18 protein-coding genes and 1 tRNA gene are annotated in these 26102 nt (G+C 38.1%); 7 read left to right on the top strand and 12 right to left on the bottom strand.

The window, feature by feature from the left end; genetic code table 11:
• The 6 genes from SBH76_RS11560 to SBH76_RS11535 all read right to left on the bottom strand — a co-directional run.
• Nucleotides 1-3503 (bottom strand): hypothetical protein (locus SBH76_RS11560; protein WP_317977909.1); only part of this gene is annotated, 3503 nt, incomplete at its 3' end.
• A 431-nt stretch (nt 3504-3934) separates the two neighbouring features.
• The gene (locus SBH76_RS11555; RefSeq protein WP_317977908.1) at nt 3935-4315 is read right to left on the bottom strand and encodes a DUF1304 domain-containing protein; all 381 of its coding nucleotides are present in this window, start codon (nt 4313-4315) and stop codon (nt 3935-3937) included.
• 30 nt (nt 4316-4345) lie between these two features.
• Nucleotides 4346-5281, bottom strand: coding sequence for an AEC family transporter (locus SBH76_RS11550; protein WP_317977907.1), 936 nt, complete (start codon nt 5279-5281; stop codon nt 4346-4348).
• A gap of 25 nt (nt 5282-5306) precedes the next feature.
• Nucleotides 5307-6431 (bottom strand): class I SAM-dependent methyltransferase, encoded by a 1125-nt coding sequence (locus SBH76_RS11545; RefSeq protein WP_317977906.1) that lies wholly within the window; start codon nt 6429-6431, stop codon nt 5307-5309.
• 21 nt (nt 6432-6452) lie between these two features.
• Nucleotides 6453-7403, bottom strand: coding sequence for an NAD-dependent epimerase/dehydratase family protein (locus SBH76_RS11540; protein WP_317977905.1), 951 nt, complete (start codon nt 7401-7403; stop codon nt 6453-6455).
• A gap of 3 nt (nt 7404-7406) precedes the next feature.
• On the bottom strand, nt 7407-9341 hold the full coding sequence (locus SBH76_RS11535) for a thiamine pyrophosphate-binding protein (protein ID WP_317977904.1): 1935 nt from the start codon (nt 9339-9341) through the stop codon (nt 7407-7409).
• A 317-nt stretch (nt 9342-9658) separates the two neighbouring features.
• On the opposite strand from SBH76_RS11535, the gene SBH76_RS11530 reads away from it, so the two are divergent.
• Nucleotides 9659-10003, top strand: coding sequence for a choline-binding protein A (locus tag SBH76_RS11530; protein WP_007594869.1), 345 nt, complete (start codon nt 9659-9661; stop codon nt 10001-10003).
• A 23-nt stretch (nt 10004-10026) separates the two neighbouring features.
• Here SBH76_RS11530 and SBH76_RS11525 read toward each other — a convergent pair whose 3' ends face one another.
• On the bottom strand, nt 10027-10641 hold the full coding sequence (locus SBH76_RS11525) for a uracil-DNA glycosylase family protein (protein ID WP_317977903.1): 615 nt from the start codon (nt 10639-10641) through the stop codon (nt 10027-10029).
• A 203-nt stretch (nt 10642-10844) separates the two neighbouring features.
• Between SBH76_RS11525 and SBH76_RS11520 the strand changes: the two genes are divergently transcribed.
• From SBH76_RS11520 to SBH76_RS11505, 4 genes are all read left to right on the top strand, one after another.
• Nucleotides 10845-10924 (top strand) — tRNA-Leu (locus SBH76_RS11520).
• A gap of 173 nt (nt 10925-11097) precedes the next feature.
• Complete coding sequence (locus SBH76_RS11515) at nt 11098-12399, top strand: DUF1576 domain-containing protein (protein ID WP_317977902.1); 1302 nt, start codon at nt 11098-11100, stop codon at nt 12397-12399.
• Between the two features lie 75 nt (nt 12400-12474).
• Complete coding sequence (locus SBH76_RS11510; RefSeq protein ID WP_007594886.1) at nt 12475-13011, top strand: acyl-CoA thioesterase; 537 nt, start codon at nt 12475-12477, stop codon at nt 13009-13011.
• Nucleotides 13011-13874: a DUF3881 family protein gene (locus tag SBH76_RS11505; RefSeq protein ID WP_007594896.1), complete on the top strand. Its 864-nt coding sequence runs from the start codon at nt 13011-13013 to the stop codon at nt 13872-13874. Before SBH76_RS11510 ends, SBH76_RS11505 begins: the two co-directional genes overlap by 1 nt.
• A 116-nt stretch (nt 13875-13990) precedes the next feature.
• Here SBH76_RS11505 and tuf read toward each other — a convergent pair whose 3' ends face one another.
• The 5 genes from tuf to SBH76_RS11480 form a co-directional block, all read right to left on the bottom strand.
• Nucleotides 13991-15190: an elongation factor Tu gene (gene tuf, locus SBH76_RS11500; protein WP_290651068.1), complete on the bottom strand. Its 1200-nt coding sequence runs from the start codon at nt 15188-15190 to the stop codon at nt 13991-13993.
• Between the two features lie 106 nt (nt 15191-15296).
• Complete coding sequence (gene fusA / locus SBH76_RS11495; protein WP_317977901.1) at nt 15297-17414, bottom strand: elongation factor G; 2118 nt, start codon at nt 17412-17414, stop codon at nt 15297-15299.
• A 14-nt stretch (nt 17415-17428) separates the two neighbouring features.
• Nucleotides 17429-17899, bottom strand: coding sequence for a 30S ribosomal protein S7 (gene rpsG, locus SBH76_RS11490; protein WP_007594900.1), 471 nt, complete (start codon nt 17897-17899; stop codon nt 17429-17431).
• 140 nt (nt 17900-18039) lie between these two features.
• Nucleotides 18040-18459, bottom strand: a complete 420-nt coding sequence (gene rpsL, locus SBH76_RS11485; RefSeq protein ID WP_007594901.1) for a 30S ribosomal protein S12 — start codon at nt 18457-18459, stop codon at nt 18040-18042.
• Between the two features lie 220 nt (nt 18460-18679).
• The gene (locus SBH76_RS11480; protein ID WP_317977900.1) at nt 18680-25126 is read right to left on the bottom strand and encodes a MucBP domain-containing protein; all 6447 of its coding nucleotides are present in this window, start codon (nt 25124-25126) and stop codon (nt 18680-18682) included.
• A gap of 420 nt (nt 25127-25546) precedes the next feature.
• Between SBH76_RS11480 and SBH76_RS11475 the strand changes: the two genes are divergently transcribed.
• Both SBH76_RS11475 and SBH76_RS11470 read left to right on the top strand, forming a co-directional pair.
• Nucleotides 25547-25807, top strand: coding sequence for a hypothetical protein (locus SBH76_RS11475; RefSeq protein ID WP_317977899.1), 261 nt, complete (start codon nt 25547-25549; stop codon nt 25805-25807).
• Nucleotides 25800-26072 carry a type II toxin-antitoxin system YafQ family toxin gene (locus SBH76_RS11470; RefSeq protein WP_317977898.1) on the top strand — a complete coding sequence of 91 codons (273 nt, stop codon included), beginning with the start codon at nt 25800-25802 and terminating at the stop codon, nt 26070-26072. Before SBH76_RS11475 ends, SBH76_RS11470 begins: the two co-directional genes overlap by 8 nt.
• The last annotated feature ends 30 nt before the right edge of the window (nt 26073-26102 follow it).

The following is a 26102-nucleotide window of genomic DNA, read 5'->3' as shown; positions in this document are numbered from 1 at the left end:
GTCTTTCTCTTGTATTTTAATACTACGACATTCTGTCCCGGATTTAATGTTCCTGTCAACGGTCTGCCGTTTGTAAGATCCGGCTCCGCATACTCATAATTAGCCACACCTGTAAGTGTTGTAGGCGGTGTTACAGTATATGGATCTCTAAAGCCGTGAACGCTGTCTGTATCGGCCACATTTCCGCTTCCGTCATCAAGCGGTATCGGATTGCCTGCCATATCTACATATTTTACTTTCAATGTAGAATTACTTGCCACAAGCGCTGCATTTGCTGTTTTCTTATCATCACTTGGTGTAAGTGTTACGCTTGTTTCAAATACAGGATTGCTTCCCTGAGTTCCGTCAGCAAAGTCATTTCCTATTATTAGTGATGTAGATGTAACACGGTTTGTACTTATTGTATCTCCTACTCCCGGTGTTATCACTACTTTGTATGTTCCTGCTCTTGAAATGTTGTCAAAAGCGTAGTCTCCGTTTGCATTGGCTGTGGTAGTCATCGGATTACCTGATTCATCAAGTACCGGATTACCGCTTGCATCATAAAGACTTACCGTTCTTCCTGCTGCAGGTACGTCATCATCAGTTGTAAGATATGTACCGTTTCCGCTTCCGCCTGCAGGTGGAACATCATAGTAGATCTTACCGCTGATCTTATACTTCTTTGGTACTACGACATTGCTGAGTGCCTCAAATGCACCTGTATAGTTGTCTCCGGAAAATCCCGCAAAGGTATTTACCGCTTTGTTTGTAGCATCAAGAGGAGTGGTATCAGGCATCTTTGCTCTGAATGTAATATCATCCGATGAACCGCTTGCCAGTGTATATCCCGGCTTCATTTTTATTCTGAACATAGTAACCGCTGACCAGTCTGAAACTGATGAAGACCATGTAGCGCCTGCATAGTTGGCAGCTATATTTCCTTCTGTAACAGGGGTTGTACTGTATTCATATGTATAGTTCGGATTAGGATCAAGAGGACCTGTAAGTCCAAGTCTGTATGTTGAACCTCTATTAGCATAATTACCCTGCTGATCCGGTGCTATTGCCTTATCACCCACATGTGGCAGGATATCAAAGAATGTAAATCCGCTAACTCCTGTTATAGAGTTATTGAAAATGTTTAACTTATAGTCTACTATCTGCTCACTGTCAGGTGTTGTAAGCGATGAATATTGAGCAACACTTGAATCCGCTCTCTTTGATCTCTTTGTAAGGATCAACTCTAACGGAGGTGAGTAAAGATATGTAGCCTTTTTGCTACTAAACTTCTCTGTTGTGTTTCCGTCATTATCAAGGTCAAGTACATCTTCGTACTTACCGAGTACTTCATTAGAAGTAGCTTCTTCATTATTATCCCATGACAAATATGTGTCGATAGTATTCTGACCGCCTGCCATATTTCTTGTAGTCTTAAATTTTGTATTGAAATATACATTATTATATCTGTCATTTCCCTCAGGAATATTTATATCCGGAAGATCCCATATATAAGCTGTCTTTCCTGTATTCTTGAAGTTATACTCAACTCTGTAGTTACTCATAACATCAGGTGTAAGTTCAGGAGTATAGCCTGTACTGGTATATATGCCCTTAAACTCAAGTGCAGGATCTGCAAGTACGAAGAACTTAGGATTTTTTATTTTTCTACCACCCGGTGGTAAAAAGTATTGGAATCTTACATTGTCGGTCATATTGAACTCTTCGTTCAGATACTTTGTTCCAAGATTCTGATTTTGTGTATCATGCTCATACTCTGCCGCAAAAGCCTTTGTCCAGGTAGCATAGTCAGTTCCGCTGGCTGTCCATGTTCTTCCGGCACCGTTATCTCCGGTTACTGTTACACCATTTCTTGTCTGAATATAACTGCTTGCACTGTTTGGCTTTGCCGCCAACTCTGCTTTTGCAGTATTATATGCATTTTCTTCAAAGCGGAATCTATATCTTATATCCACAACTCTTCCTGTAGGAGCCTGAATCTCTATAGGATTTGTAAACCTAAGCTCTATCTTCTTATAGAATTTAGGAGTCGGAAGTCTGACCTCATCTGCAGTACTTGTGATTTGAATATTTGTAGCAATTACTTCCTCACTACCGTCATCCTTTATACCTATAAGCTTGTTGTTTGAAAGAGCTGCAAGCTGTGTATTATCAAGTGCCGGTATAGTCTGTATAGTTCCTGAGGCATCTACAACTTTACCTGTAGGATTAAGAGTTCTTATCTGATATCCCACAAGTTCCATATCTGTAACCGGTGTATCGACTACAGAACTTACTCTTGTATGATATGCTCCCATAGTAGGATACTCTTCAGGATTACCTACATACCAGTTCCAGTTAAATCCCATGTTATAAACATGCTCTGTCTTATCTCTGTCTGTAAAAGTAAATCTCCACGGACTGATACTTTTATATGCAGAGATACCTCTATCAGCTGCCGGAACTCTGGGGAAAGACCAATATCTTACAGAACTCTTTGACTTCTCAATAGATGCTGTATCCAGTGAGCCGTCATCGTTTACATACTGCCAAGTAATAGGAAATTCCACTGTCACAGGAGACGCCTGTGTACCTACAGTCTGATTATTATATCTGATATTGAAACCGTCATTGGTATAGTTTAAGTTACTTTGAAACTCTACATCCTTACTTATAGTATGGTTTGCTGCATTATATGTCCAACTGCTGTTTCTGGTATCTGTAGTATCAAAGTTTTCATTTGCAGGAAGCTGTACAGTAACTCTTGTCTTTCTTCTGTCACCACCTACAATCTTTGTCTCCGTACCATGATATGTACCTGCTGCCGGCCAATTTGTTCTTCTGGTATTAAACTGAATAAATGTAGATAAATCATTTGCCAGAGTTGTACTGTTTTGTAAACTGCTTGTACCCTCTGCATAGTAGTAATCTCTTCTGATATTGTTGTTTTCATCTGTATATCCTACCGGATATGTCTTTGCAGAAAAGGTATTATTGGTACTCTCAAGCAAAGTATCATTTGCATCATATACCTGATAAGGGATAACATAGGTCTCATCATTTGCCAATGAACGATCTTTTAATGTTCCCTTAAAAGGTACTGTCTGTGTAGTACCGCCTCCAAGTGTTATAAACTTTAGTTTAACCTTGTGAAACTCACTGTCTGAGCTGTCAATGCTCAAAAAGTTGCTTGCCGGTCTGTTTATCCATGTAGAAATATTACTTGAGCTTATGTACGGGAATACTTTCTTTGGAATATAAAGCACTCCATATGCTCCCGGGATACTTCTTGTAATAGATGATATCGTAATATTTGCATAGAACGAAACCTCTTCTCCTACGTAGAAATCACTGTTTCCTCTGCTGTTGACAACATTTCTGTCGTATGTAACCTCCGCCATAATATCCGGATCATTTACTATGCCGGGCGGACCCGCATAAGCTGTAAAGAATTCACTCATTGACAGAAAAACCATTACAAATGATAAAAGAGCGGCCAACAGTCGCTTTCTAAAATTATTCATTATTCCTCCTATATAATTATAATTTAGTAAAAATATTAAAACTGTAAAATTGTTGAGCCTTCTTTTTGATGGCTCCGCTATTCATATCCTGTTCAATACTTTACCATTTATGTGTGCATTTCATAACTACCTCCCCTTACTCTACAATCAAAATGTCGCTTAAGACTTTTCAAAGGGCTTTGAAAACACTTAGGTTTATCATGTTTTCCATATCATTAAAGCTCTCCGATATCTTCTTAAATCATCCATTTATCAACAGTGCTCGACTATCATAGCATATGTTTTATAAAAAATCATTAATAAATTTATACAGTTTTTTAAAAAACAATAACACATTTTAAATGTAAAATTTAAAATATTTAAACGGTCTTAAAGCTGAAAAAAGCCGGGATTATTTTATCCCGACTCTGATATTATTCTATGTTTTTATACTATCTAAAGTGCAATGTATCGTGTTTTTCCTTAGCTATAAGGTTAAATATGAATGCCGCTGCCGGTATAATTCCCTGCTTAAATATTATAGCAAAGTCCACACTGTAAGCTCCATATGCTGCAGCCGCTATAATACAAAAAAGTGACAAAAGTATCATTTCTTTATTTTTCCTTATCATACCGAAGATAATACCCAAACCCAAAAAACCGTTATACAGGCCCTGATTTGCAGCCATGGTTGCTGTCTGAGAAACAAAATCCGCAGTCATATTCGGATCGATTTTCGTTCCGGACTGCTGCCAGAAAAACATTTCCAAAACCATTATTCCAAAACATTCAATTGCCGCCAATACAGCTAAAATCTTTGCCGCTTTTAACATAAATCCTCCTATACAATATTTTTGAGTTTTTTATTTTATATATATTAATGTAATAACACTGTATGCCACTAAAGCTGTTATCATAAACAATGATATAAATGCCGATATAAAGTTCTCTTCGTCTTCACTTTTTACAAGCGGCTTTATCTGTAGCGGCACCGGAAATCCTGTCGGACACATAAAGTATAATAATACTCCGGCTTTAAATATATTATCCGCCATATATGTCGGGAAGAAAATAAAAAATCCTATAATTATAACTACACATCCGCATATCCTTATTATACCAAGCTTCAAAAGCGGAAGCAGTAGAGATTTTTCCATCTTCAACTCATAACCCAATGTAAAGAGGATTATTCCGGTAATCGGTGTAATCACCATATCTATTGTAGATGTATAAACACTTCCAAGTTCGCTGTTCATCAAATGGCCTTGAACACCTGTCATATTGGAGACTATTCCGAATATAACCGCCAGCATAAACGGACTTAAGATTATTCTCTTTAATAATACCCTTATATCAGCTTTTTCTGAAAGATCCCTCGTAACAAGTATAGGAAGCAATCCGAAGTTTATTAAAATACCTGCCACATCAAAGGTTAATATATTTACCGCATTCGACTTTGCCACCATGCTTAGGTATAGAGGCAATGCTACATTTCCACCTTCACAGGTAAGTAAGAGGAATGGCGAAATCTTTGCATATTTTCCTCCTTTACCCACAATAAGCTTTCCTACTATATATATTATTATCCATAATGCATCCACATATATTATCTGTGGTACAAAGCTTTCTGAAATCTTTGATTCTGCAAGTACATGATATACCAGTAATGGAAACAATATATTAAATACTATTTTCTTGGCCCCTTCATTTTGTTCCGGCTTTATCCACGAATACTTTCGGGATAAAAATCCCAAAAACATCATAAAGAAAACCGGAAATAATACTTCAACAGCTTTCATTAAAACTCCTTCTATCGTTTTACTGTTAAATTCTGCTCAGCCTGTCAGTCATCAAAGTATATATATCTATTCCGTTTTCAAAAGTTGTCTTTATAATATTTGCAATTTCATTTGTATATCCCGGTGCAACTATTATTATAGCCTCAAGTTTTCTCTTCCTTGCCTCATCCGGTGAAATAATCGGAATATGTGATGCCGGTGCATATTTTCCCTGCTTAAAAGGTGCGGAATCTATTATACAGTCTACATAATCTGCAATACCTGTGGTTGCACAGAGGGTAAATCCCTGATGTGACGCTCCCCATATTGCTATTTTACTCGCTTTTGCATATTTTTTTACAGTTTCAAGCACCTCTGTTGCAATATCGTTTTTCTTTGAAATGATACCGCAAATATCCGGAAGTTTTCTTTTCTTTACAATCATTGATATGGTGTCTCTATTTACCATTTCTTTTTCAAGTACTTCAAATCCGCATATATTTAAAAGATGTGTAAGACTTTCAAAGCTGTAATAAGCTATATGATCAGGAATTATTTCATAGAAACTGTTTTGCTCCATGATATATTCAAAGCTTGGCACCGTAATGAGTCCATAACCCTCATCACATAGATTATTATATATTGCTTTTAAATATGTTCTAGGATGCGGCTGATGCTCAAGGAAGTTAAAAGACATAAAAGCATCAAAAGGACCGTTCTTAAATATATGATCTTCACTCTCCGGGAAATCCTCATCCACTCTGAGTCCTGCTTCTTTTGCAATCTGTACAAGATCCTTTTTGTGCTCGGTGCCGTACCCTTCCACCGGAAAGTCTGAGAGCATGCCGAGGAATTCTCCTCTGCCGCAGCCTACCTCTATTATCTTCTTTCCTTCCAATGATGCAAACTCTATAAAATGTTTATACTGGCTTTTTCTTAGGCCTTCCATTGTTGTGGAATAGCCGCCGGCTCTTATAACATCTCTATAATAATAAACCGCATCATTTTTTAACTGCACAAGACCGCAATCCTCACAGACACATAGTGATACTTCTATACCGCTGTCTTTATCAAGCTCTTCCTTTGTCGGAATATCCTGTGCACTTGCCGGCATATTTTCTATTTTCATAAGTTCATGTAATGAACCTTTACAACTGATACATTTTTTCAAAAATATTCTCCTCTATAGCTTTTAATCTTTGATATCGCACATATCCATGATACCGCCGTCAAAGCCGTAAACTTCTTTAAAGCCGATTTCCTTTAATAAACCGATACTCGGATTTAAAAAAGGTGTGCCCTCACTTGCAGCCTCTCTTTTTTCAACTATGATATTGCTGTTGCTTTTCAATATCCTCTTCATATCCTTTACATAGTCCATAAGCCGCTTATTATCTTCACCTGCTATATTGAACACATAATTCCCGTTTAAATTCTTCGTTGAAAGCAGGTAAATCGCATTACAAAGGTCTTTAATATATATATAATTCCAAGACTGTAAACATTCCCCGGTATGTACATCAATATTTTCTCTAAAATTATTGATACAGGAAGATATTAAAGAGGTCTCATGATCTCCTTTTCCAAACACTGAGAAAATACGCATATGCGCATATTCTATGCCTAAATTATCTCCAAGTTTTTTAAGCTCTTTTTTTAATTCGAGCTTTGCCTTGCCATACTCCGACTTTGGTGAGCAGGATGAGTTTTCATACTGTAAAGGTATTTGTTTGATGTCAAAATCCTTACCGTATACTTTTTGTATATCTTCCAGAGTCTGTCCGTATTCTGCCTGAGATCCTGCAAAGAGCATTCTTTTTGCATTCTTCTCCTTACATACTTTCATAAGCCTTTTTGCGAAATCTATATTATCAGACTGAACGGCTTTATCCATTCTTCCTGTCTTGCCTATTCCGCCCCACGCCAGATGTATGCATATATCAAAATCTGTATCCAGTTTTTCTATATCCTTCATATCAAGAACTATAAGCTTGAATTTGTTGTTTACTTCATACTTTAAAAGCTCATCTTTGCCCCTTGCGTTTTCTCTGATTAAAGCAAGCACTTCTTCGTCTTTTGAAAGGAAGTATTCCACCAAATGTCTCCCCAAAAACGAAGCCGCTCCTGTGATAAGTACTCTCATAGTTTACTCCGGCATCCTCGGTACTATCATATTCTCGTCCATTTCCTCATCTGAAAGGAAAGGCACCAAATCTTCAAGCGGAGGACTCACCATTCTTCCGTCAGGCATTTGCTTACCTGATGACTTAGGTTCAAAGTTTTGATCCGTAGTTACAAAGGCCTCACAGATTACAGGTCCCTCGACTTTAAACGTATTTTTAACTGCATCCGCAATTTCCGAATTTGTCTTTGCACTGATATATTTTATACCGTAAGCATTTGCTATTTTTTCCATACTTGGGAATGAGAGGTCTCCACTGTCAGGTCCGATTCCAACCAAAGGCTTGTCACCAAAAAACTTATTTTGAGTCTGTCTGATACTGTGATATCCTTCATTATTAATTAGGAATATTTTTATATCCGCATTATGATGCACTATTGTCTGCAACTCCTGCAAATTCATCTGTATACTTCCGTCACCTGTAATAAGTATCAGCTCTTTATCAAATCTCTTTCCGTCAAGATTTGCCATATATGCTCCTATTGCGGCCGGCAAATCATATCCCATAGATGCCACTGCAGAGTTTGATATAAATCTTTGGCCTTTTTTTATAATGTATGAATGTCCGCCAACCACACAGGCAGATCCGTTTCCTACCACTGTAATCTGATTTTCTTTTGCCCTGTCACCTATCTCTTTTATAAAGGCATATACATTAGCTTTTTTACTGTCATCCTTTTCAAGGAATTCTTTCCTGCACACCGGATATTTCTTTAACCAATACTTAACCGTTTCATTCCAGCTCATTCCTTTAAGACCTTCACCGCCTTCAAATACAGGCGTCTTTTGCTCTTTTAATACATCTATAAGCTGTCGCATAAATACCTTACAGTCTGCATGAACAGGTATATCAATATGTACGGTAGGCTTTTTTAATTCTTCTTTATCAATATCATTTACTATGGTAAAGGCCTCTCTTGCCCAGCCTTTATAGTTAAATCCCACCTGTCTGAGGCTCAGTCTTGATCCTACCGACAATAAAAGGTCCGAGTTTTGCACAGTAAAGTTTCCCGGTCTGTCTCCGAAATTTCCCGGTCTTCCGGCGTATAGGGGATGGTCTACTTCTATACAGTCCTCCGAGTTCCACCCTACCACAACCGGAATATTTAAAAGTTCTGCCAGCTCCATGAACTCTTTATGTGCATTTCCTATTCTGATACCGTTTCCGGCATTAAATACAGGTCTCTTGGCTTTTCTTATCCTGTCAATAATTTCTATAAGCAAATCCCTTGATAAAGGTTTCGGCTCATTACCGAGGTCTAACTTTGTTCTGTCATCAACATCAACCTTATATGGTGAGGGCTTTGCCCAACCGTCACCACCTGACTCATAATTTCCGATATCAAAACCGATCAGTTCATCTTCTTCTATAAAACTTCCCTGTACATCAAGCGGTATATCAAGCCAAACCGGTCCCGGTCTGCCATGTGTTGCAAGATAGGCACATTTTTCAACCAGATACCTGATTCTCATAGGTTCCGTTATCATTTCACTGTACTTACTCATACACTCTATTGATTTACAAATATCAAACTCCTGATCTCCCATAGCTCTGATGCCTGTTCGTGAGTATCTGGCAGTCCAATCATATCTTACCTGTCCTGAAATAACAAACATCGGTATCGAATCAAGCCATGCACCAAGCACGCCTGTTATTGCATTTGTTCCCCCCGGACCTGTGGTAACACATAGCACCGCCATTTGGTTATTTATTCTTGCATATGCCTCAGCCGCCATTGCACAGGCCTGTTCGTGGTGATTATATGTAATGGTAAGCCCCTCCTGATGTCCCAGTCCGTCATTCAGATGCATTGCTCCTCCGCCTGTCACACTGAAGCCATGGCTTATTCCAAGTTCTACAAGTCTTTTAGCAATATAATTGCTCAATTTAATTTTCATAGTATTCTCCCTGAATTCTAAGTACTTAAATTTTATATCAAGTCAAAATCACGACCAAAATATTTATAAAATATCAATTCGATTATACCATAAGATTTATAAGTATTATAGCTTTTCACAAAGCCTTTTGATTTTATTACAAATTTTATCCGTTCTTTTCAATTCACAAATGGAAATTCTCCTGAAATCTCTTTCTTTTTTCTTACAGTTTCTTACCATTATATTTATTCCCTTTTCAATCGAAAAAATATTGCTATAATGATAGAACAAGCTACAAAAATGTAGTTTGAATATATTGATGGAAAATGAGGTCAGTTATGTTTAAGAAAACTATATCTATGCTATTGCTTACTGCCACTATTTCCATGACTGTTGCTGTACCCGGCTATGCTGCCATGAAAATTACAGACGCTAACTCCTTTAAATGGAGTCAGACAGGCAGTGAGTGGAAAGTTGTTGATGGTTCAGGTAAACCCGCTACAGGCTTTATCAGTTACAATGATCAGACTTATTTTTTAGATAAGAACGGCATCATGAAGACAGGTTGGATTAAGTCTTCAGGCTCTTGGTATTACTTAAATGACAATGGAACATTAGCTGTGGATCAGTGGATTGACAATTACTATGTGGACTCCACCGGTAAAATGACCAAAATACAGTAGGATAAAGATAAAGAGGCATTGATTTATTCAATGCCTCTTAGTGGTTTTACAGCTTTACAATATTCTTTGATTTTATTTTTTAGAATCGGTACTACATCTTCTTCAAACCACGGATTTTTCTTCAGCCATATCATATTCCTTGGTGAAGGATGTACTATAGGTAAATACTTCGGTAAGTATTCATTATATGCTTTTACGGTCTCTGTCAGATTGGACTTTTCTTTATCGCCCAAATAGTATTTCTGAGCGTATTGTCCTATTAGAATAATTAGATCAACTTTAGATAATTCTTTTAATATTTTTGGATGCCACTTGGCTGCAAAATCTTTTCTTGGAGGTAAATCTCCGCTTTTACCTTTTCCCGGATAATAAAAGTCCATCGGTACAATGGCGAAGATATCAGATTCATAAAAAGTCTTTTCATCTACCCCCATCCATTCTCTTAGCCTGTCACCGCTTTTATCAAACCAGTACTTTCCGGCCTCCTGTGCTTTGATTCCCGGAGCCTGACCTACAATCATTACTCTGGCATTCTCAGGTGCCGAAAACAGCGGCTCTATTCCGGCTTTTGTAAACTTTTCATTTTCCTTGTCCGACATTATCTCATCAAATATCTTTTGAACATTTCCTGAAAACATAAGTCTCCTTATCCACATTTAAAAATGACTATCAACATTTGTCTTGCAGTGCATATACTCCCGTACACATCTTCATATATGATATGCCATAAAATAGAGATTTTCAAACTGAAAATAAATTCGTAATTCTAAAAAAAATACAGATTGATATTCTACATTATTATTGACATCAATTTTGTTTTAAAGTATAATTTTTCAAGTATGCGGGTGTGGTGGAATTGGCAGACACGCAAGATTTAGGTTCTTGTGGGCGACCGTGCAGGTTCAAGTCCTGTCACCCGCAGTAAAGCTGTTACTTATGTAGCAGCTTTTTTAATATTGTAAATTTCTTATATTTTTCTTTATACCGACTAAAACATTTGACTAAACTATCCTGTATTAATTATAATTATAATAAAAAAGATAGAGGATAGCATACAAAAATAACTAATTGCAATCCTGAAACGGGAGTTTCTTATGGCGTTTTTGGATCATTACAGAGCCACCAAAACATTATCTTATAATCAGAGATTTTTGCTCATCTCTACAGTACCTATTTATTTTATGGTTTTTGCATTGATTTTTTCCCCGGTAGATGAAATCTTACCGGGATTATGGCAGATAATCATACAACCCGACCTTTTGATTACAGATTATATTGTTGTCGGAGGAATAGGTGCGGCATTTTTTAATGCAGGAACGCTCACACTTATTTTACTTTTCCTTTTACACCATTTTAAGGTAGAGTTTGACAGACATATTGTAGTGAGTTCCTACCTTATTTTCGGTTTCTCACTCTTTGGCAAGAACGTGGTAAATATATGGCTGATACTCTTCGGCTTCTTTATTTATTCCAGACTGCATGGATATTCACTTAAGAAATATATCTATTACGGCTTATACGGAACCAGCCTTTCACCTGCAATTACTTTGGTAATGCAGACCTTGCATAGTAATCCTGTAATTGAAATCATTATTGCAAGTATTACCGGACTTCTTATAGGATATGTATTGCTTCCTATATCCATTCATGTAAAATCTTCACATAAGGGATATTCTCTTTACAATGTAGGATTTTCATCAGGTATTATAGCTACAGTGCTTGTATCCATATTCCGCTCTTTCGGTATAGATATTGAAACAAGACTTATCTGGGACAGATCACATACTCCGCTTTTTGCGGTTGCACTGTTTGTACTGTTTTCATATATGATTATACTTGCAATAATACTTGACGGCAAAAAATTAATACCTTCATACTTTAATCTTCTAAAAGAAACCGGAGTGCATGGAACTTATAAACACGAATATTCAGATGCCGTATATATCTTTAATATGGCTGCAAACGGAATAATTGCTACTTTATTTGTCTTGTTTACAAAAGGTGATTTAAACGGACCTACTATCGGATCTATATTTACAATAGTAGGATTTTCTCCGGCAGGTAAGCATATGAGAAATATCCTACCTGTAATGGTGGGTGTATGCTTCTCGGCATTCTTAAAACAATGGTATATTAACGATCCGGCACCTACACTTACCCTCCTTCTTTCCACCACTCTGGCGCCTATTGCAGGAGAGTTCGGTATTATAGCAGGGCTTATAGCAGGTTTTATACATTCATCGGTAGCTTTAAATGTAGGTATTGTTTATAAGGGATTGAATCTTTACAATAACGGCTTTGCAGGCGGTATCGTAGCTATTTTCATGGTTCCTGTCATAGAGTCGATTATTGAAAAAAGAAAAAATGATAAAGAAAAAAAATTAAATAAATCGTAGTTATTAAGTATAGGCTTTAGTTTATAATAAATTTATTATAAATTAAAAGCCTATAAATTTTAGACAGGAGTAAATATGGAAAATATAACTGATGATATGATTCAAAATCTTTCACCATGGAATGACGGTATAAAACCCGGAGATATTACAAAAACCGTAAAAGAATCGGCATGTGAACAGGCCTATCAAGTCAGTCCAAGGTATTTAAATGCGGCAGGCAGACTTTTTGGAGGAGATCTGCTCTCATGGATAGATCTTACAGGCGCTCTTGCAGCAAAGAGACATTGCAATATGCCTGTTTCCACAGTTGCCATAGATAATATACATTTTGCCAAGCCCTTGCATCTTGGCGATATTGCCATTCTTATTTCCAATGTAACTCATGTAGGTAACAGCACCATGGAAGTCAGAGTAAACAGCTATGTTGAGGATCTTGCCACCGGCCACAGATCGCTTGTAAATACGGCATATCTGGTGTATGTGGCATTAAAAGATGAAAAACCTTCAAGAGTACCGAGACTTATACCTGAAACCGATATAGAAAAACGTGAATGGTTTGCAGGTGAAAAAAGAAACGAAATAAGAAAATCCCGTAGAAAAGAGGGAATATAATGCAAAATTATATAAGAAGCATAGGTTTCTCAATGTATAAAAAGAAGACGGAAGTCAGGGAACTTCTGGATAAGATTCAGAGAGAAAATATAGCATCCGCAAAGATTATAGTCACTACTGAAAAAGAAAGACTCTGGGAGATACGAAAGAATATCTCTCCTTCACTCGGACTTTGTATATTCGGTTATCTCGAAAATCTGGGTATCTTTGTCAGAGAAGGTTATTTTCCCTATATCAAAGATACTGCTGTCAGTTCTACTGCCAAATGCAGCATTGAAAGACATATAGACAGTACCTTTTATTCAGGTATGATTGATGATAACAGACTCGGTATGTCTTTGATATTCAGACTTTCAAACAGTTTTGACTATCTGGACAATATAAGTACAAGAATAAAGTCAACCGTTCTTTACGGATTCTGCGCAGACGGAAAAATATTATTACCGATAAAAAAGACCTTGGCACAGATGGAAATCTCAAAGCAGAAACTTATGAACAGAAATATGCTTATAGAAGCAGCAAAACTGGGTGATGAAGCCGCTATAGATACTCTATCCACCGATGATTTGATTACATACACCACTTTAAATACAAGAATACAAAATGAAGACCTCTACAGTATAGTGGATACTCTCTTTATGCCCTTCGGTATGGAAACCGATATGTACAGTATTATAGGCAATATTTTGGATATAAGTCAGGAAGAAAATTCCATTACCGGAGAAAGTGTTTTGCTTCTTAAAATAGAATCCGGTGATATTATATTTACGGTAGCTATAAAAAAGGATGATTTACAAGGCGAAGCCCGAATAGGACGACGTTTTAAAGGCAATGTATGGTTGCATGGTAAAATAAATATTTAAACAAAAAAGGACTCCTTCGAGAGTCCCTTTTTTATACGCAGGTATTATAGATTACCTAGTACCATCCCTGATACATCACTGTATAACCGATATAATACCCTTTGTTTTATTTTAAATTACTCGATGATAGATGCAACTCTACCTGAACCTACTGTTCTACCACCCTCACGGATAGCGAATCTAAGACCCTGCTCACAAGCAACAGGATGGATAAGCTCGATAGTCATCTCTACGTTGTCACCAGGCATGCACATTTCTGTACCTGCAGGAAGGTTACAAACACCTGTAATATCTGTTGTTCTGAAGTAGAACTGTGGACGATAGTTGTTGAAGAATGGTGTATGACGTCCACCCTCGTCCTTTGTAAGAACGTAAACCTGAGCTGTAAACTTCTTATGGCAAGTTACTGAACCCGGCTTAGCAAGAACCTGACCTCTTTCGATCTCTGTTCTCTGAACACCTCTAAGAAGTGCACCGATGTTATCTCCGGCCTGAGCCTGATCAAGAAGCTTTCTGAACATCTCGATACCTGTAACAACAGTTGACTTCTTATCCTCATGGATACCAAGAATCTCTACAGTATCGTTAAGGTTAAGTGTACCTCTCTCTACTCTACCTGTAGCAACTGTACCACGACCTGTGATTGTAAATACGTCCTCAACAGGCATAAGGAATGGCTTATCTGTCTCTCTCTCAGGATCAGGAATGTAGCTGTCAACAGCATCCATAAGTGTCATGATCTTATCACCCCACTCACCGTTTGGATCCTCAAGAGCCTTAAGAGCTGAACCCTGAACGATAGGTGTATCATCACCAGGGAACTCATACTCGTTAAGAAGATCTCTAATCTCCATCTCTACGAGCTCAAGAAGCTCCTCATCGTCAACCATATCACACTTGTTCATGAATACAACGATATATGGAACACCTACCTGTCTTGAAAGAAGGATATGCTCTCTTGTCTGAGCCATAACACCGTCTGTAGCAGCAACTACAAGGATAGCTCCGTCCATCTGTGCAGCACCTGTGATCATGTTCTTTACATAGTCAGCGTGTCCAGGACAGTCAACGTGTGCATAGTGTCTCTTCTCTGTCTCATACTCGATATGAGATGTTGAGATTGTGATACCTCTCTCTTTCTCCTCAGGAGCCTTGTCGATCTTATCGAAATCAACGATCTTGTTTGTCTCTGAAGGTAATCTTGTAGCAAGAACCTTTGAGATAGCTGCTGTAAGAGTTGTTTTACCGTGGTCTACGTGTCCGATTGTACCAATGTTAGCATGAGGCTTTGTTCTATCAAATTTTGACTTTGCCATTGTTAATTCCTCCTTGAATTAAACCTAAAATTAATAGTAAATTTTGTTTTATTATATAGTATTAACCAAGATTTAGCAAGTTAATAAACTTACTCAACCGGGGTTTTTAAGATTTCTTATCATTAAGAACTTTTTCTTGAACAGACTTTGGAACCTGCTCATATTTTTCAAAGAACATAGAGTAGTTTCCACGACCCTGAGTTCTTGAACGAAGGTCTGTTGAGTAACCGAACATCTCTGAAAGCGGAACAAATGCGTTTACCTGCTTACCGCTTGGGATATCCTCCATACCCTCTATACGACCTCTTCTTGAGTTGATATCACCGATAACATCACCCATGTACTCCTCAGGCATTGTTACTTCGACCTTCATGATAGGCTCAAGAAGTACAGCACCCGCCTTGCTCATAGCATCCTTAAATGCCATAGAACCTGCTATATGGAATGCCATTTCTGATGAATCGACTTCATGGTATGAACCGTCATATACATTTGCATGTACACCGAGTACCGGGAATCCTCCAAGGATACCTGACTTTGTAGCCTCCTCGATACCTTCGCCGACTGCAGGTATATATTCCTTAGGAATAGCACCACCGACAACGGTTGATTCGAACTTGAATGTCTCTTCTCCGTTCGGATCCATCGGTTCAAACTTAACTTTACAGTGACCGTACTGACCACGTCCACCTGACTGTCTTGCGTACTTGGAATCAACGTCAACAGCCTTAGTAAATGTTTCCTTATAAGCAACCTGTGGTGCACCTACATTTGCTTCTACATTAAACTCTCTAAGAAGTCTGTCTACGATAATCTCAAGGTGAAGCTCACCCATACCTGATATAATGGTCTGTCCTGTTTCAGTATCTGTCTTAACTCTGAATGTTGGATCTTCCTCAGCAAGCTTAGCAAGTGCATCGATCATCTTTGCCTGACCTGCCTTTGTCTTAGGCTCGATAGCGATATCGATAACCGGCTCAGGGAATTCCATTGACTCAAGGATTACAGGATGCTGTTCGTCACAGATTGTATCACCTGTTGTTGTAAGCTTAAATCCTACAGCAGCTGCGATATCTCCTGAGTAAACCTTGTCAATTTCTGTTCTCTTGTTTGCATGCATCTGAAGGATACGACCGACTCTCTCCTTCTTACCCTTTGTAGCGTTGAGTACATATGAACCACCGTTAAGTGTTCCTGAGTAAACTCTGAAATATGCCAACTTTCCTACGAAAGGATCTGTCATAATCTTAAATGCCAAAGCTGAGAAAGGCTCATCATCTGATGAATGTCTCTCAATTTCATTACCGTCAAGGTCAACACCCTTGATTGCAGGGATGTCTGTCGGTGCAGGCATGAATTCAACTATAGCATCAATAAGCTTCTGAATACCTTTGTTACGATAAGCTGTACCGCAACATACAGGGATTGCCCTGTTCTCACAAGTTCCCTTTCTAAGTGCAGCCTTAAGCTGTTCTACTGAAGGCTCCTCACCCTCAAGGTACATCATAGTAAGTTCGTCATCAAGCTCACAAATCTTTTCAACAAGTTCCCCATGGTATAACTCAGCTTCATCCTTTACCTCTTCAGGTATATCGATGATAGATATGTCATCACCCTTGTCGTCATTGTAAATATAAGCTTTCATTTCGAAAAGATCTACAATTCCCTTGAAATCATCTTCTTTTCCGATAGGAATCTGAAGCATGATTGTGTTTTTACCAAGTCTTGTATGAATCTGCTCTACAGCTGCATAATAATCAGCACCCATAACGTCCATCTTATTGATAAATGCCATTCTAGGTACATGATATGTATCCGCCTGTCTCCATACATTCTCAGACTGTGGCTCAACACCTTCTTTTGCAGAGAATACACCTACAGCACCGTCGAGTACACGAAGTGATCTCTCTACCTCTACTGTAAAGTCAACGTGTCCCGGAGTATCGATAATATTTATACGATTTTCCTTCTCACCCGGCTTTACTTTGTTAAATTCCTGTAATGTCCAGTGGCAAGTTGTAGCAGCTGAAGTAATTGTAATACCTCTCTCTGCTTCCTGCTCCATCCAGTCCATTGTAGCGGTACCCTCATGGGTATCACCGATCTTATAATTTACACCAGTATAATATAGGATACGCTCAGTAAGTGTGGTTTTACCGGCATCTATATGAGCCATGATACCAATATTTCTGGTTCTCTCTAAAGGATATTCTCTTCCAGCCAATTGGTTTCCTCCTATTAGAATCTATAATGAGCAAATGCCTTATTAGCCTCTGCCATCTTATGCATATCTTCTTTTCTCTTCACTGCAGCACCTGTGTTGTTTGCTGCATCCATTATCTCATTTGCAAGACGATCGATCTGTGTCTTCTCGCCTCTTTTTCTTGAAAAGAATGTAAGCCATCTAAGAGCAAGAGCTTGTCTTCTCTCAGGTCTTACCTCGATAGGAACCTGATATGTAGCTCCACCGATTCTTCTCGCTTTTACCTCAAGTACAGGCATGATATTGTTCATAGCTTCCTCGAAAACCTCTACAGGATCCTTTCCTGTCTTATCGGAAACCTTATCAAATGCTCCGTACACAATCTTCTGTGCAACACCCTTTTTACCGTCTAACATGATAGTATTTACAAGCTTTGTAACTACCTTGTTATTGTATAAAGGATCTGCTAATACATCTCTTTTTAGTGTATGTCCTTTACGTGGCACGTTTCTTCCCTCCTTAATATTTAATTAGATCTCAGGTACTCGCTTTTTGCGTCCTCGTGCCTATATTTTTTGCAACCAACAAAAAATCGGCACTATCTAATTTGAAAGCTTTGCTTCCTTTTTAAAGACTAGCTTTTTTCTTATTTCTTATCTTTTGGTCTCTTGGCACCGTACTTTGAACGGGCCTGTTTTCTGTTAGCGACACCTGCAGTATCTAAAGTACCACGAATAATATGGTATCTTGTACCAGGCAAGTCCTTTACTCTACCTCCACGGATAAGCACAACGCTATGCTCCTGAAGGTTATGTCCCTCTCCCGGGATATAGCTTGTTACTTCGATTCCGTTAGAAAGACGAACTCTGGCAATCTTACGAAGCGCTGAGTTAGGCTTCTTAGGTGTTGCAGTCTTAACAGCTGTACAAACTCCTCTTTTCTGTGGTGAAGAGATATCGGTTGACTTCTTGTGAAGTGAGTTGAATCCCTTCTGAAGAGCAGGAGCTGTAGACTTTTTAACTGAAGTCTGTCTGCCTTTTCTAACTAACTGGTTAAATGTTGGCATTCCTTTTTCCTCCTTTTTTATTGGTTGCTTTACATTTTTGTTTTAGTGAACATCATCGCCTATTCACTGTATGTGCAAATATCATCGCCTACTTACACAGTATTTAATTCTACTAAAATAAATCTGTATTGTCAATTGTATTTACCGGTGATAAATCTGACTATTTTCTTACAATGTAACAATAAGTCCCGACCTTTCAGCCGAGACTTATTTAAAAGATTTAGTCTTCCTTATTCTTTACCTTTGCAAATGCCGTCAAAGATAATGTAAGCATCAACAGATAAATATATATATTGTTTCTGTCTTCTGTCTTCGGTACAGGCAGCTTCTCTCTTCCTACCGCACTTCCTTTTGCAACAACCTGTCTGTCTACGGTTGCAGGCTGTGCATTTGGAGTTTCTATAGGTTTAGCTTCAGGATTCTCTTTCTTTATTCCTGAGTCTATAAGCTGTACCACTCTTTCAGCTCTTATATTTGCATTTGAAGATCCTCCGGAACTTCCGCTTCCGCCTCTTCCTGCATTTGATCTTGTTGCTGTTGACGGTGTCGCTCTGTTCGGTCTTATGATGTAATCATTGTTTCTGTCACCCGGTATTGTTACATTGCTTGGGGTTGCAGGTATCAAAGGGTTCGGTATTATGATCACACTTGGATCCTTTAAGTATACATATCTTACTTCCTGATCATCAACTCTAAAGATTCCGTCCGTATCTCCTTCCGATCTTAAGAAGTGATAGCCGTTTATCTCTATTGCACTTGTACTGTATGGTAATCCGAGCTTTCTGCTTCCGTTTAATACATCATCCGCACTTAAGCTTCTTCCTGCAGGATCTACATAATGGATTGTTACATTTCCTGCATTCTTTCTTCTATATACATACACTACTGTCTGCTCATCTTCTACAAATACTCCGCTTGCATTTGCAGGCATACTGATTAGATCAAGGTTTTCTATTGTTTCTACATCTGTTGTATAGTTAAGTCCCAGCTTTCCTGCTCCGTCTATTACCTTTGGTGAAACCAAGTCTTCTCCGCTTTCCTCATCCACATAGAATACTTTGACGTTTCCTCCGTTCTTTCTTCTATATGTATAAGTTACTGTCTGTGGACTTGATGTTATTACTCCGCTTGCATTTGCAGGCATACTTATAAGGTCATAGTGAGCTATTGTCTTTGCTGTTGTTGTATATGGGAGGCCTGCGTTTTCCACTCCTGATATATTCTCAGCATTTGCAAGCTCTACTCCCGCCTCATCTACATATACGGCTTTTACTTCACCTCCATCCTTTCTCTTATATACATAAGTTACATTCTGAGTTGAAGTTGTATATACTCCGTTCGCATTTGCAGGTAAAGTAAATATCTCATAGTCAGGTATTGTAGCCATACTCGTGCTGTAGGCAAGACCAAGCTTTCTGCTTCCGTCAAGTACTTCATTTGCTATAAGATCACTTCCGTCATACTTTGATATATGATGGACTGTTACATCTCCCGCATTCTTTCTTGCATACTCGTAGTTTACTGTCTGGGCTCCCACACTAAACACTCCCGTTGCATTTGCAGGTACTGTTATAAGATCGTATAGATTTATGTTTTCACTGTTTGTACTGTATGGTAAGCCAAGTTTTCTTGTACCGTTAAGTATTGTAGATGCATATAATACATCACCTGTTCCAACCTCTATATGATTTACAGTTACATCTCCGGCATCTCTTCTTCTGTATACATATGATACCGTTACATTTGTATTTGAGAAGGTGCCTGACTTATTTGCAGGTAGAGCTACCAAGTCATAGTCTGCAAAGCTCTTTACCTCCGTATCATATGGGAGTCCAAGCATTCCGTCTCCGCTTTGTCCTACAGGGGCATGTAGTGCACTTCCGTCAGCTTCATCAGTATATGTTGCTATTACATTTCCTGCATTCTCTCTCTGATAACGATAGGTTACTACTATTTCCGCTCCTGAACTGTATGTTCCTGTTGCATTTGCAGGCATACCGCCTACAAGCTCATAGTTTGGCAAATCTGCGGCTGTCTTTGCTGCTGTTGTATAAGTAAGTCCAAGTCTTCCGGTTCCGCTTAATACTTCATCAGGTGCAAGGCTTGCTCCTGTTATTGCATTTATATGCTTTACTCTTACATTTGCAGCATCTCCACGCTTATATTTGTACTCTACCAATACCGGTGTTGTAGTAAATGTTCCACTCTTGTTTGTAGGTACTGCTATTAAATTATAGTTTGCAAAGCTCTTTTGATCTGTATCATATGCTAATCCAAGCTTATTTGTTCCTGACTGTACTACAGGGGCATGTAGTACAGCTCCGGTTATATCATCTACATAGGTTGCCGTTACATCACCTGCATCCTGTCTCTTATAAAGATATATTATCTCTACAGGGGTTGCCTGCTCTATATAGCTTCCCGTTACCGATGCAGGAACTCCCGCTACCAATTCATAGTTTGGAAGCTGTGCCGTTGTTCTTGCCTGTGTTGTGTACGGTAATCCAAGTTTTCCTGTTCCGTCCAACACCTCATCAGGATAAAGCACTGCGTTTGTTCCCTGCTCAAGATGCTTTACTATTACATTTGCCGCATTCTTTCTTCTGTATACATAGGTTACTGTCTGCTCTGTTGTAGTAAAGGTTCCTGTAGCATTTGCAGGATTTGCTGTTAACTCATAGTTTGCTACCGTTTTTGCTACTGTAGTATATGGGAGTCCAAGCTTTCCTGCTCCGTTTTGTGTCTCATCTGCTGTTAGGGCTACATTTGTTCCCTGCTCCAGATACTTTGCTACTACATTTCCCGCATCCTTTCTCTTATAGTAATAAGTTATGGTTATCGGTGCTGTAGTATATACTCCGTTATCATTTGTCGGAAGATTTGTAGTATCAAGGTCAAAGTTTGCTATAGTTTCTGCACTCTCTGAATATGGGAGTCCAAGCTTCTTTGTTCCGTCCAGTATCTTATCCGCATGTAGCTGGGCATTGCTACCTACTTCTAAGTACTTAACTGTTATATTTCCTGCATTCTTTCTTCTATAGTAGTAATCCACTGTCTGAGCTGCTGCTGTGAAGGTTCCGTTCTTATTTGCCGGCTGGGCTACCAACTCATAATTATTTATGGTCTCTTCACTTGTAGTGTATGCTAAACCAAGCTTATTTGCTCCGGGCTGTACCACTGTTGTTGCAAGCTCTGTCGTAGAGTTCTCCTCATAGTGATGTACTGTCACATCTCCCGCAGCCTTTCTTACATAGTAGTAAGTTACTGTGGTATCTGTAAGTCCATACTCTCCGGTTGCATTTGTCGGAAGTGGAGTCTCCGCCTCATAGAAGTTATCTGTTACAGGGGCTGTTGTATATGGTGTGCCGTTTGGCTGTCTTGTTGTTACTGTCGGTGAAAGTTCGGTATTGTCCTCCCTCTTTATATGCTTTACAACAAGATTTGTATATACAGACTTAAGTCCCAGATTCTTTATTTTACTTGTATTTGTTCTTGTAAGAGGAACTTCAAGTTCTACCCAGTTTACATTCGGTACAGGAACCTGATTTTCCTTCATCTTTGACGGAAGACTTACTGTATTTGTAAAGTCATTTCCTATCGTTGTTGCCGTACTTGCATTTAAAGGTCTGATAATATCTCCTGCTAAAGTCTCGATATATACCTTATAATCACCCTCTGTACTTATCTTATCTTTAAATGTATAGTTTCCGTCATTGTCTGTAAGTATTGTATCTATAACAGTCTCAACACCGCCGTCTACCTTTACAAGTCTTACAGGTCTGTTTGCTGCTACAATATCTCCGGTATTAAAGCTACCGTTTTCATCTACATCATAGTATGCCTTACCGGCTATGATATATTTGTTTATAGTTACCTTTGAGATAAGTGACTCTGAAGCACCGTTTAGATTGTTTCCATACCATGATGCTACTGAGTTGTTTGCACTTGAACCTGCTTCAAGTTCCTTAGTCTCAGGTATCTTCACTCTATAAGTGAATACATCTGTACTTCCCGGAATCAACTGATAAGAATTATTCATCACAGCCTTAAACATAGTAACACTTGACCAGTCTGTGATAGCTCCTGCCTGCACCCAGTTGGCTGCCACATTCGCTTCAATAGTTCCTGCAGGTGCATCAGTAGAATAGTAAACTGTATAGCCTGCAGGTGCAGTCACAGGCCCTTGCAATATAGGATACATCTTTGAGCCTCTGGCTATATAGTTTCCATGCTCATCCTTTACTATTTCCTTATCATTTTCATATGGGAATATATCCATTACATTGAGAGCTCTCGCATTATCTATGGAGTTATTCCAAGCTGATAATTTATATTCTACTATATCGCCGCTCTCTGCATTGATAGCTGCACTATAGTTTGTTTCTGTAGTAAGCTTTTGCCTCTTTGTTAAGATAACTGCCCTTGGTGGTATAAAGTTAAACTTAAAACTCTGGTATGAAAGTCTATCTGTGGTACTTCCGTTATTATTAGCATCATACTTATCAAGGAAATCCACAGTTGCACTGGAATATACTGTATTTGGAGCATATCCGCTTGCATCGGTTGAGTTATTATCCCAACTAAGGAATGCTTCTACAGTATGCTCACCCTCTTCAAGACTTGTGGTAGGTTTAAAATCTATATATAATCTATCCACTCCCCAAGCCTCACCTTTTGGATAAGTAAAATTATCCAAATCAAACACATAGGCAGTTTTTCCGGTACCCTTATAATTATCCACTCTCTGTGGTGTGGTATTTAGGGTAAATCTATATTGAGCCTGATATGGATGGTGCAATGCACTTTCAAACTCCAACTCAGGATCTACCAGGAATATAAGTTTACCGTTTTGTACGGTTCTCTCTGTCCCAAGAGATGAATAATATGTAGGTACCACATGATAACGTATGGTATCTCCCAGTTGTGCGTTTGTAACTGACGGATTTCCCTGAATGTTTTGAGAATGCTTATCCAATCTCAACTGTGCCGTATCATTCTTATAATGTCTTCTGATAAGATTTTCTCTTATTACAGAACCTGTATTTGATAAAGCATATGCCCTATTGTACACAGTATAATTCTGTCCTATTGCCAACTTGTTTTCTATAGTTGTAACAACAGGTGCTGTAAGCTTGGACTCTACGAAAAGTCCGATAGCATTTTCAGCATAACCTGATATGGTTATTTCATCATCAAAGTCAAGTCTTATAGCTTTATAATACTTGGCTGTCATACTATGCTCTGTATTCCATGCAAAAAATTCATTTGTATCTGTTACAGGAGTATAGTTTATATTTGTAGCAATTACTTCTTCACTACCGTCATCATTTATTCCTATAAGTTTATTATGATTTAGCTTTGCCAAATTTGCCGCATCAAATCTGTCTTCCCAAACTCTGATACCATAGCCTGTAAACTCTACTTTTTCATTTGGTACATCTTTTATAGACTTAAACTTTGTTGTAGAACCTGTTACCGGCGTAGTACCCCAGTACTGTGCCACATTGATTATCCACTTATCCTTACCGCCATTATCACCTAAATGTACATATCTATCACCTGTAACAACTGCCTTTGTCTGACCGTTCTCTGTTGTCTCAGGGAATATATTTCTCTTATAAATATAAAGCTTAGGTACATACCTGTAAGTTTTATAAACAAATGACTTTCTCTCTGTACTCATATCCACAGTACCGTTATCATTTATAAGATATGTAGTCTGCGGTATATTAACCGTGGTATAATTTGTTCCGTTTACACTCTGTGTACCGTTATGCTTTGCAGTAAACTTTAATAAATAGCTTAATGCACCTACATTCATAGTTACATCCTGTGTAATGGTATGATTTACCGGATCATAGGTCCAGTTTGCATTATCAGGTAGACTTGGATCCCATACTATGCTTGATGGCAAAGTCAAAACAGTTCTTTTCTTTCTTCTATCCACACCATAGTTATTACCGTTTATCTCTGTATCATGTATATGCTTTGTACCGTTTTGTGCATATGAATACCATGTATCTGTAAATCCGTTCTTTATATGTGTATGGCTTGCATCCGTCTCATCATCTGATACTGCTACATTGGCATCTGTACCACCCCTGCTCCATCCATTGATTGTACCGTTATCCGGACTGTTTATACCCATAACATAGGTTTCTGCAGTAACTTGCTTTGTATCATTTGCAAGTTCTACACCATCCTTTGTATAAAGTCTGGTCTCTATAGTGGCGGTCTCGCCCTTTGCAAACTTACCATTTATCATGGTTGCTCTGAAAGGGTTAGATACCATCGGCCCCGGTGCAAGTATATTATATGTCACCTTTATCTTCCAATATGTAGCATCCCATGTCACAGACACATTCTTTATAGTAGGAGAGCCTGAGACATCCGCAACGCTTGGCTGATTAAACTCACTTCTTTTTAAAGTTATTATTGAATACGGTTCCGTATAAGTGTCACTTGACACGGTTACATTCAAATAATATGATTCCGGCTTTCCCGGAAGAGAAGTGGTCTGAGTTCCTTCAACATACGATATATTCGTAGTAGCGGAAGTTCCACCACCTGTTGCCAATGTTTCAATGGCGAAAAATTTCGACATCAAAAACAGAATTGTTACCAGTGTAAACAATAGAATATTTACTCTTTTACTAATTCTAAACAAAATACACCTCCATAAGTTTTTGTTTTATCACTCTATATTTTCCGATCACCAAGTCTAAATACCGAGTCTTTTGCATTAAATAAAGAGCTACATTTCCATAAATATGCATATAATATGTAACTCTTTAAAACACTTCTTTACTTATGTAGTATAACATTTTAAAGAAATGATTTCTATGCTTTTCGTTCCCATTCATAAATTTTGACAAATAGCATTATTTATATAAAAAACCTCAAATATTTTTTATCCGAAGTTTTTACAAATAATCATATATTCTTTTTTGTGATGATTTTCTATTCTCGGAGTTCTATAATACTGAAAGTTTTTATCAAATCAGTATTCATATTGACATTTGATTTTATAATTATATACTTAGATTACTAAGTATACTTACTAAGTAATTTAAAGGAGTTTTTGACTATGAAGAATAATAATACCGTTACTTGTTCCTTTTCCATGGATCGAGATGTTTATAATGCCTTTAAAAGTATCATTACCGGAAACGGTGAAAATGTAAAAGGGAATATAGTCAGATATATGCAGAGTGTTATTGATTATGGCATACCAAATGCGGAAACAATTGCGGCAATTGAAGAAGTTCAAAAAATGAAGTCGGATCCCAAAATCGGAAAAACTTATAACACTGTTGATGAAATGATGAGGGATTTGCTTGATGTATAAGATAAGGCCATCTACAAAATTTCAAAAAGACTTAAAGAAAGCTCAAAAACGAGGCTACGACATTTCTCTTTTAACAACTGTTCTTAATATTTTGGCAAATGGGGAATCTCTTCCGCCAAAATATAAAGACCATTATTTGAGCGGAAATTATAAAGGATGCAGAGAATGTCATATAACTCCTGATTGGCTTTTAATTTATGAAATATTAGATGATGAGTTGATTTTATATCTTACAAGAACAGGAACTCATAGTGATTTATTCTGACATTAAAAAAATAGAGTCTCGATGTTTCCA

It is taken from the genome of Lachnoanaerobaculum sanguinis (assembly GCF_033242365.1).
GTDB lineage: Bacteria > Bacillota > Clostridia > Lachnospirales > Lachnospiraceae > Lachnoanaerobaculum > Lachnoanaerobaculum sanguinis.
The sequence above is the reverse complement of the archived record's forward strand: the minus strand, read 5'-3'. Positions and strand labels throughout refer to the sequence as shown.

Excerpts from the sequence above, each read along its gene's own strand:
- SBH76_RS11555 (WP_317977908.1), bottom strand. The coding sequence starts at position 4,315 with ATGTTAAAAGCGGCAAAGATTTTAGCTGTATTGGCGGCAATTGAATGT.
- SBH76_RS11550 (WP_317977907.1), bottom strand. The coding sequence starts at position 5,281 with ATGAAAGCTGTTGAAGTATTATTTCCGGTTTTCTTTATGATGTTTTTG.
- SBH76_RS11540 (WP_317977905.1), bottom strand. The coding sequence starts at position 7,403 with ATGAGAGTACTTATCACAGGAGCGGCTTCGTTTTTGGGGAGACATTTG.
- SBH76_RS11535 (WP_317977904.1), bottom strand. The coding sequence starts at position 9,341 with ATGAAAATTAAATTGAGCAATTATATTGCTAAAAGACTTGTAGAACTT.
- SBH76_RS11530 (WP_007594869.1), top strand. The coding sequence starts at position 9,659 with ATGTTTAAGAAAACTATATCTATGCTATTGCTTACTGCCACTATTTCC.
- SBH76_RS11525 (WP_317977903.1), bottom strand. The coding sequence starts at position 10,641 with ATGTTTTCAGGAAATGTTCAAAAGATATTTGATGAGATAATGTCGGAC.
- SBH76_RS11515 (WP_317977902.1), top strand. The coding sequence starts at position 11,098 with ATGGCGTTTTTGGATCATTACAGAGCCACCAAAACATTATCTTATAAT.
- SBH76_RS11510 (WP_007594886.1), top strand. The coding sequence starts at position 12,475 with ATGGAAAATATAACTGATGATATGATTCAAAATCTTTCACCATGGAAT.
- SBH76_RS11505 (WP_007594896.1), top strand. The coding sequence starts at position 13,011 with ATGCAAAATTATATAAGAAGCATAGGTTTCTCAATGTATAAAAAGAAG.
- tuf (WP_290651068.1), bottom strand. The coding sequence starts at position 15,190 with ATGGCAAAGTCAAAATTTGATAGAACAAAGCCTCATGCTAACATTGGT.
- rpsL (WP_007594901.1), bottom strand. The coding sequence starts at position 18,459 with ATGCCAACATTTAACCAGTTAGTTAGAAAAGGCAGACAGACTTCAGTT.
- SBH76_RS11475 (WP_317977899.1), top strand. The coding sequence starts at position 25,547 with ATGAAGAATAATAATACCGTTACTTGTTCCTTTTCCATGGATCGAGAT.
- SBH76_RS11470 (WP_317977898.1), top strand. The coding sequence starts at position 25,800 with ATGTATAAGATAAGGCCATCTACAAAATTTCAAAAAGACTTAAAGAAA.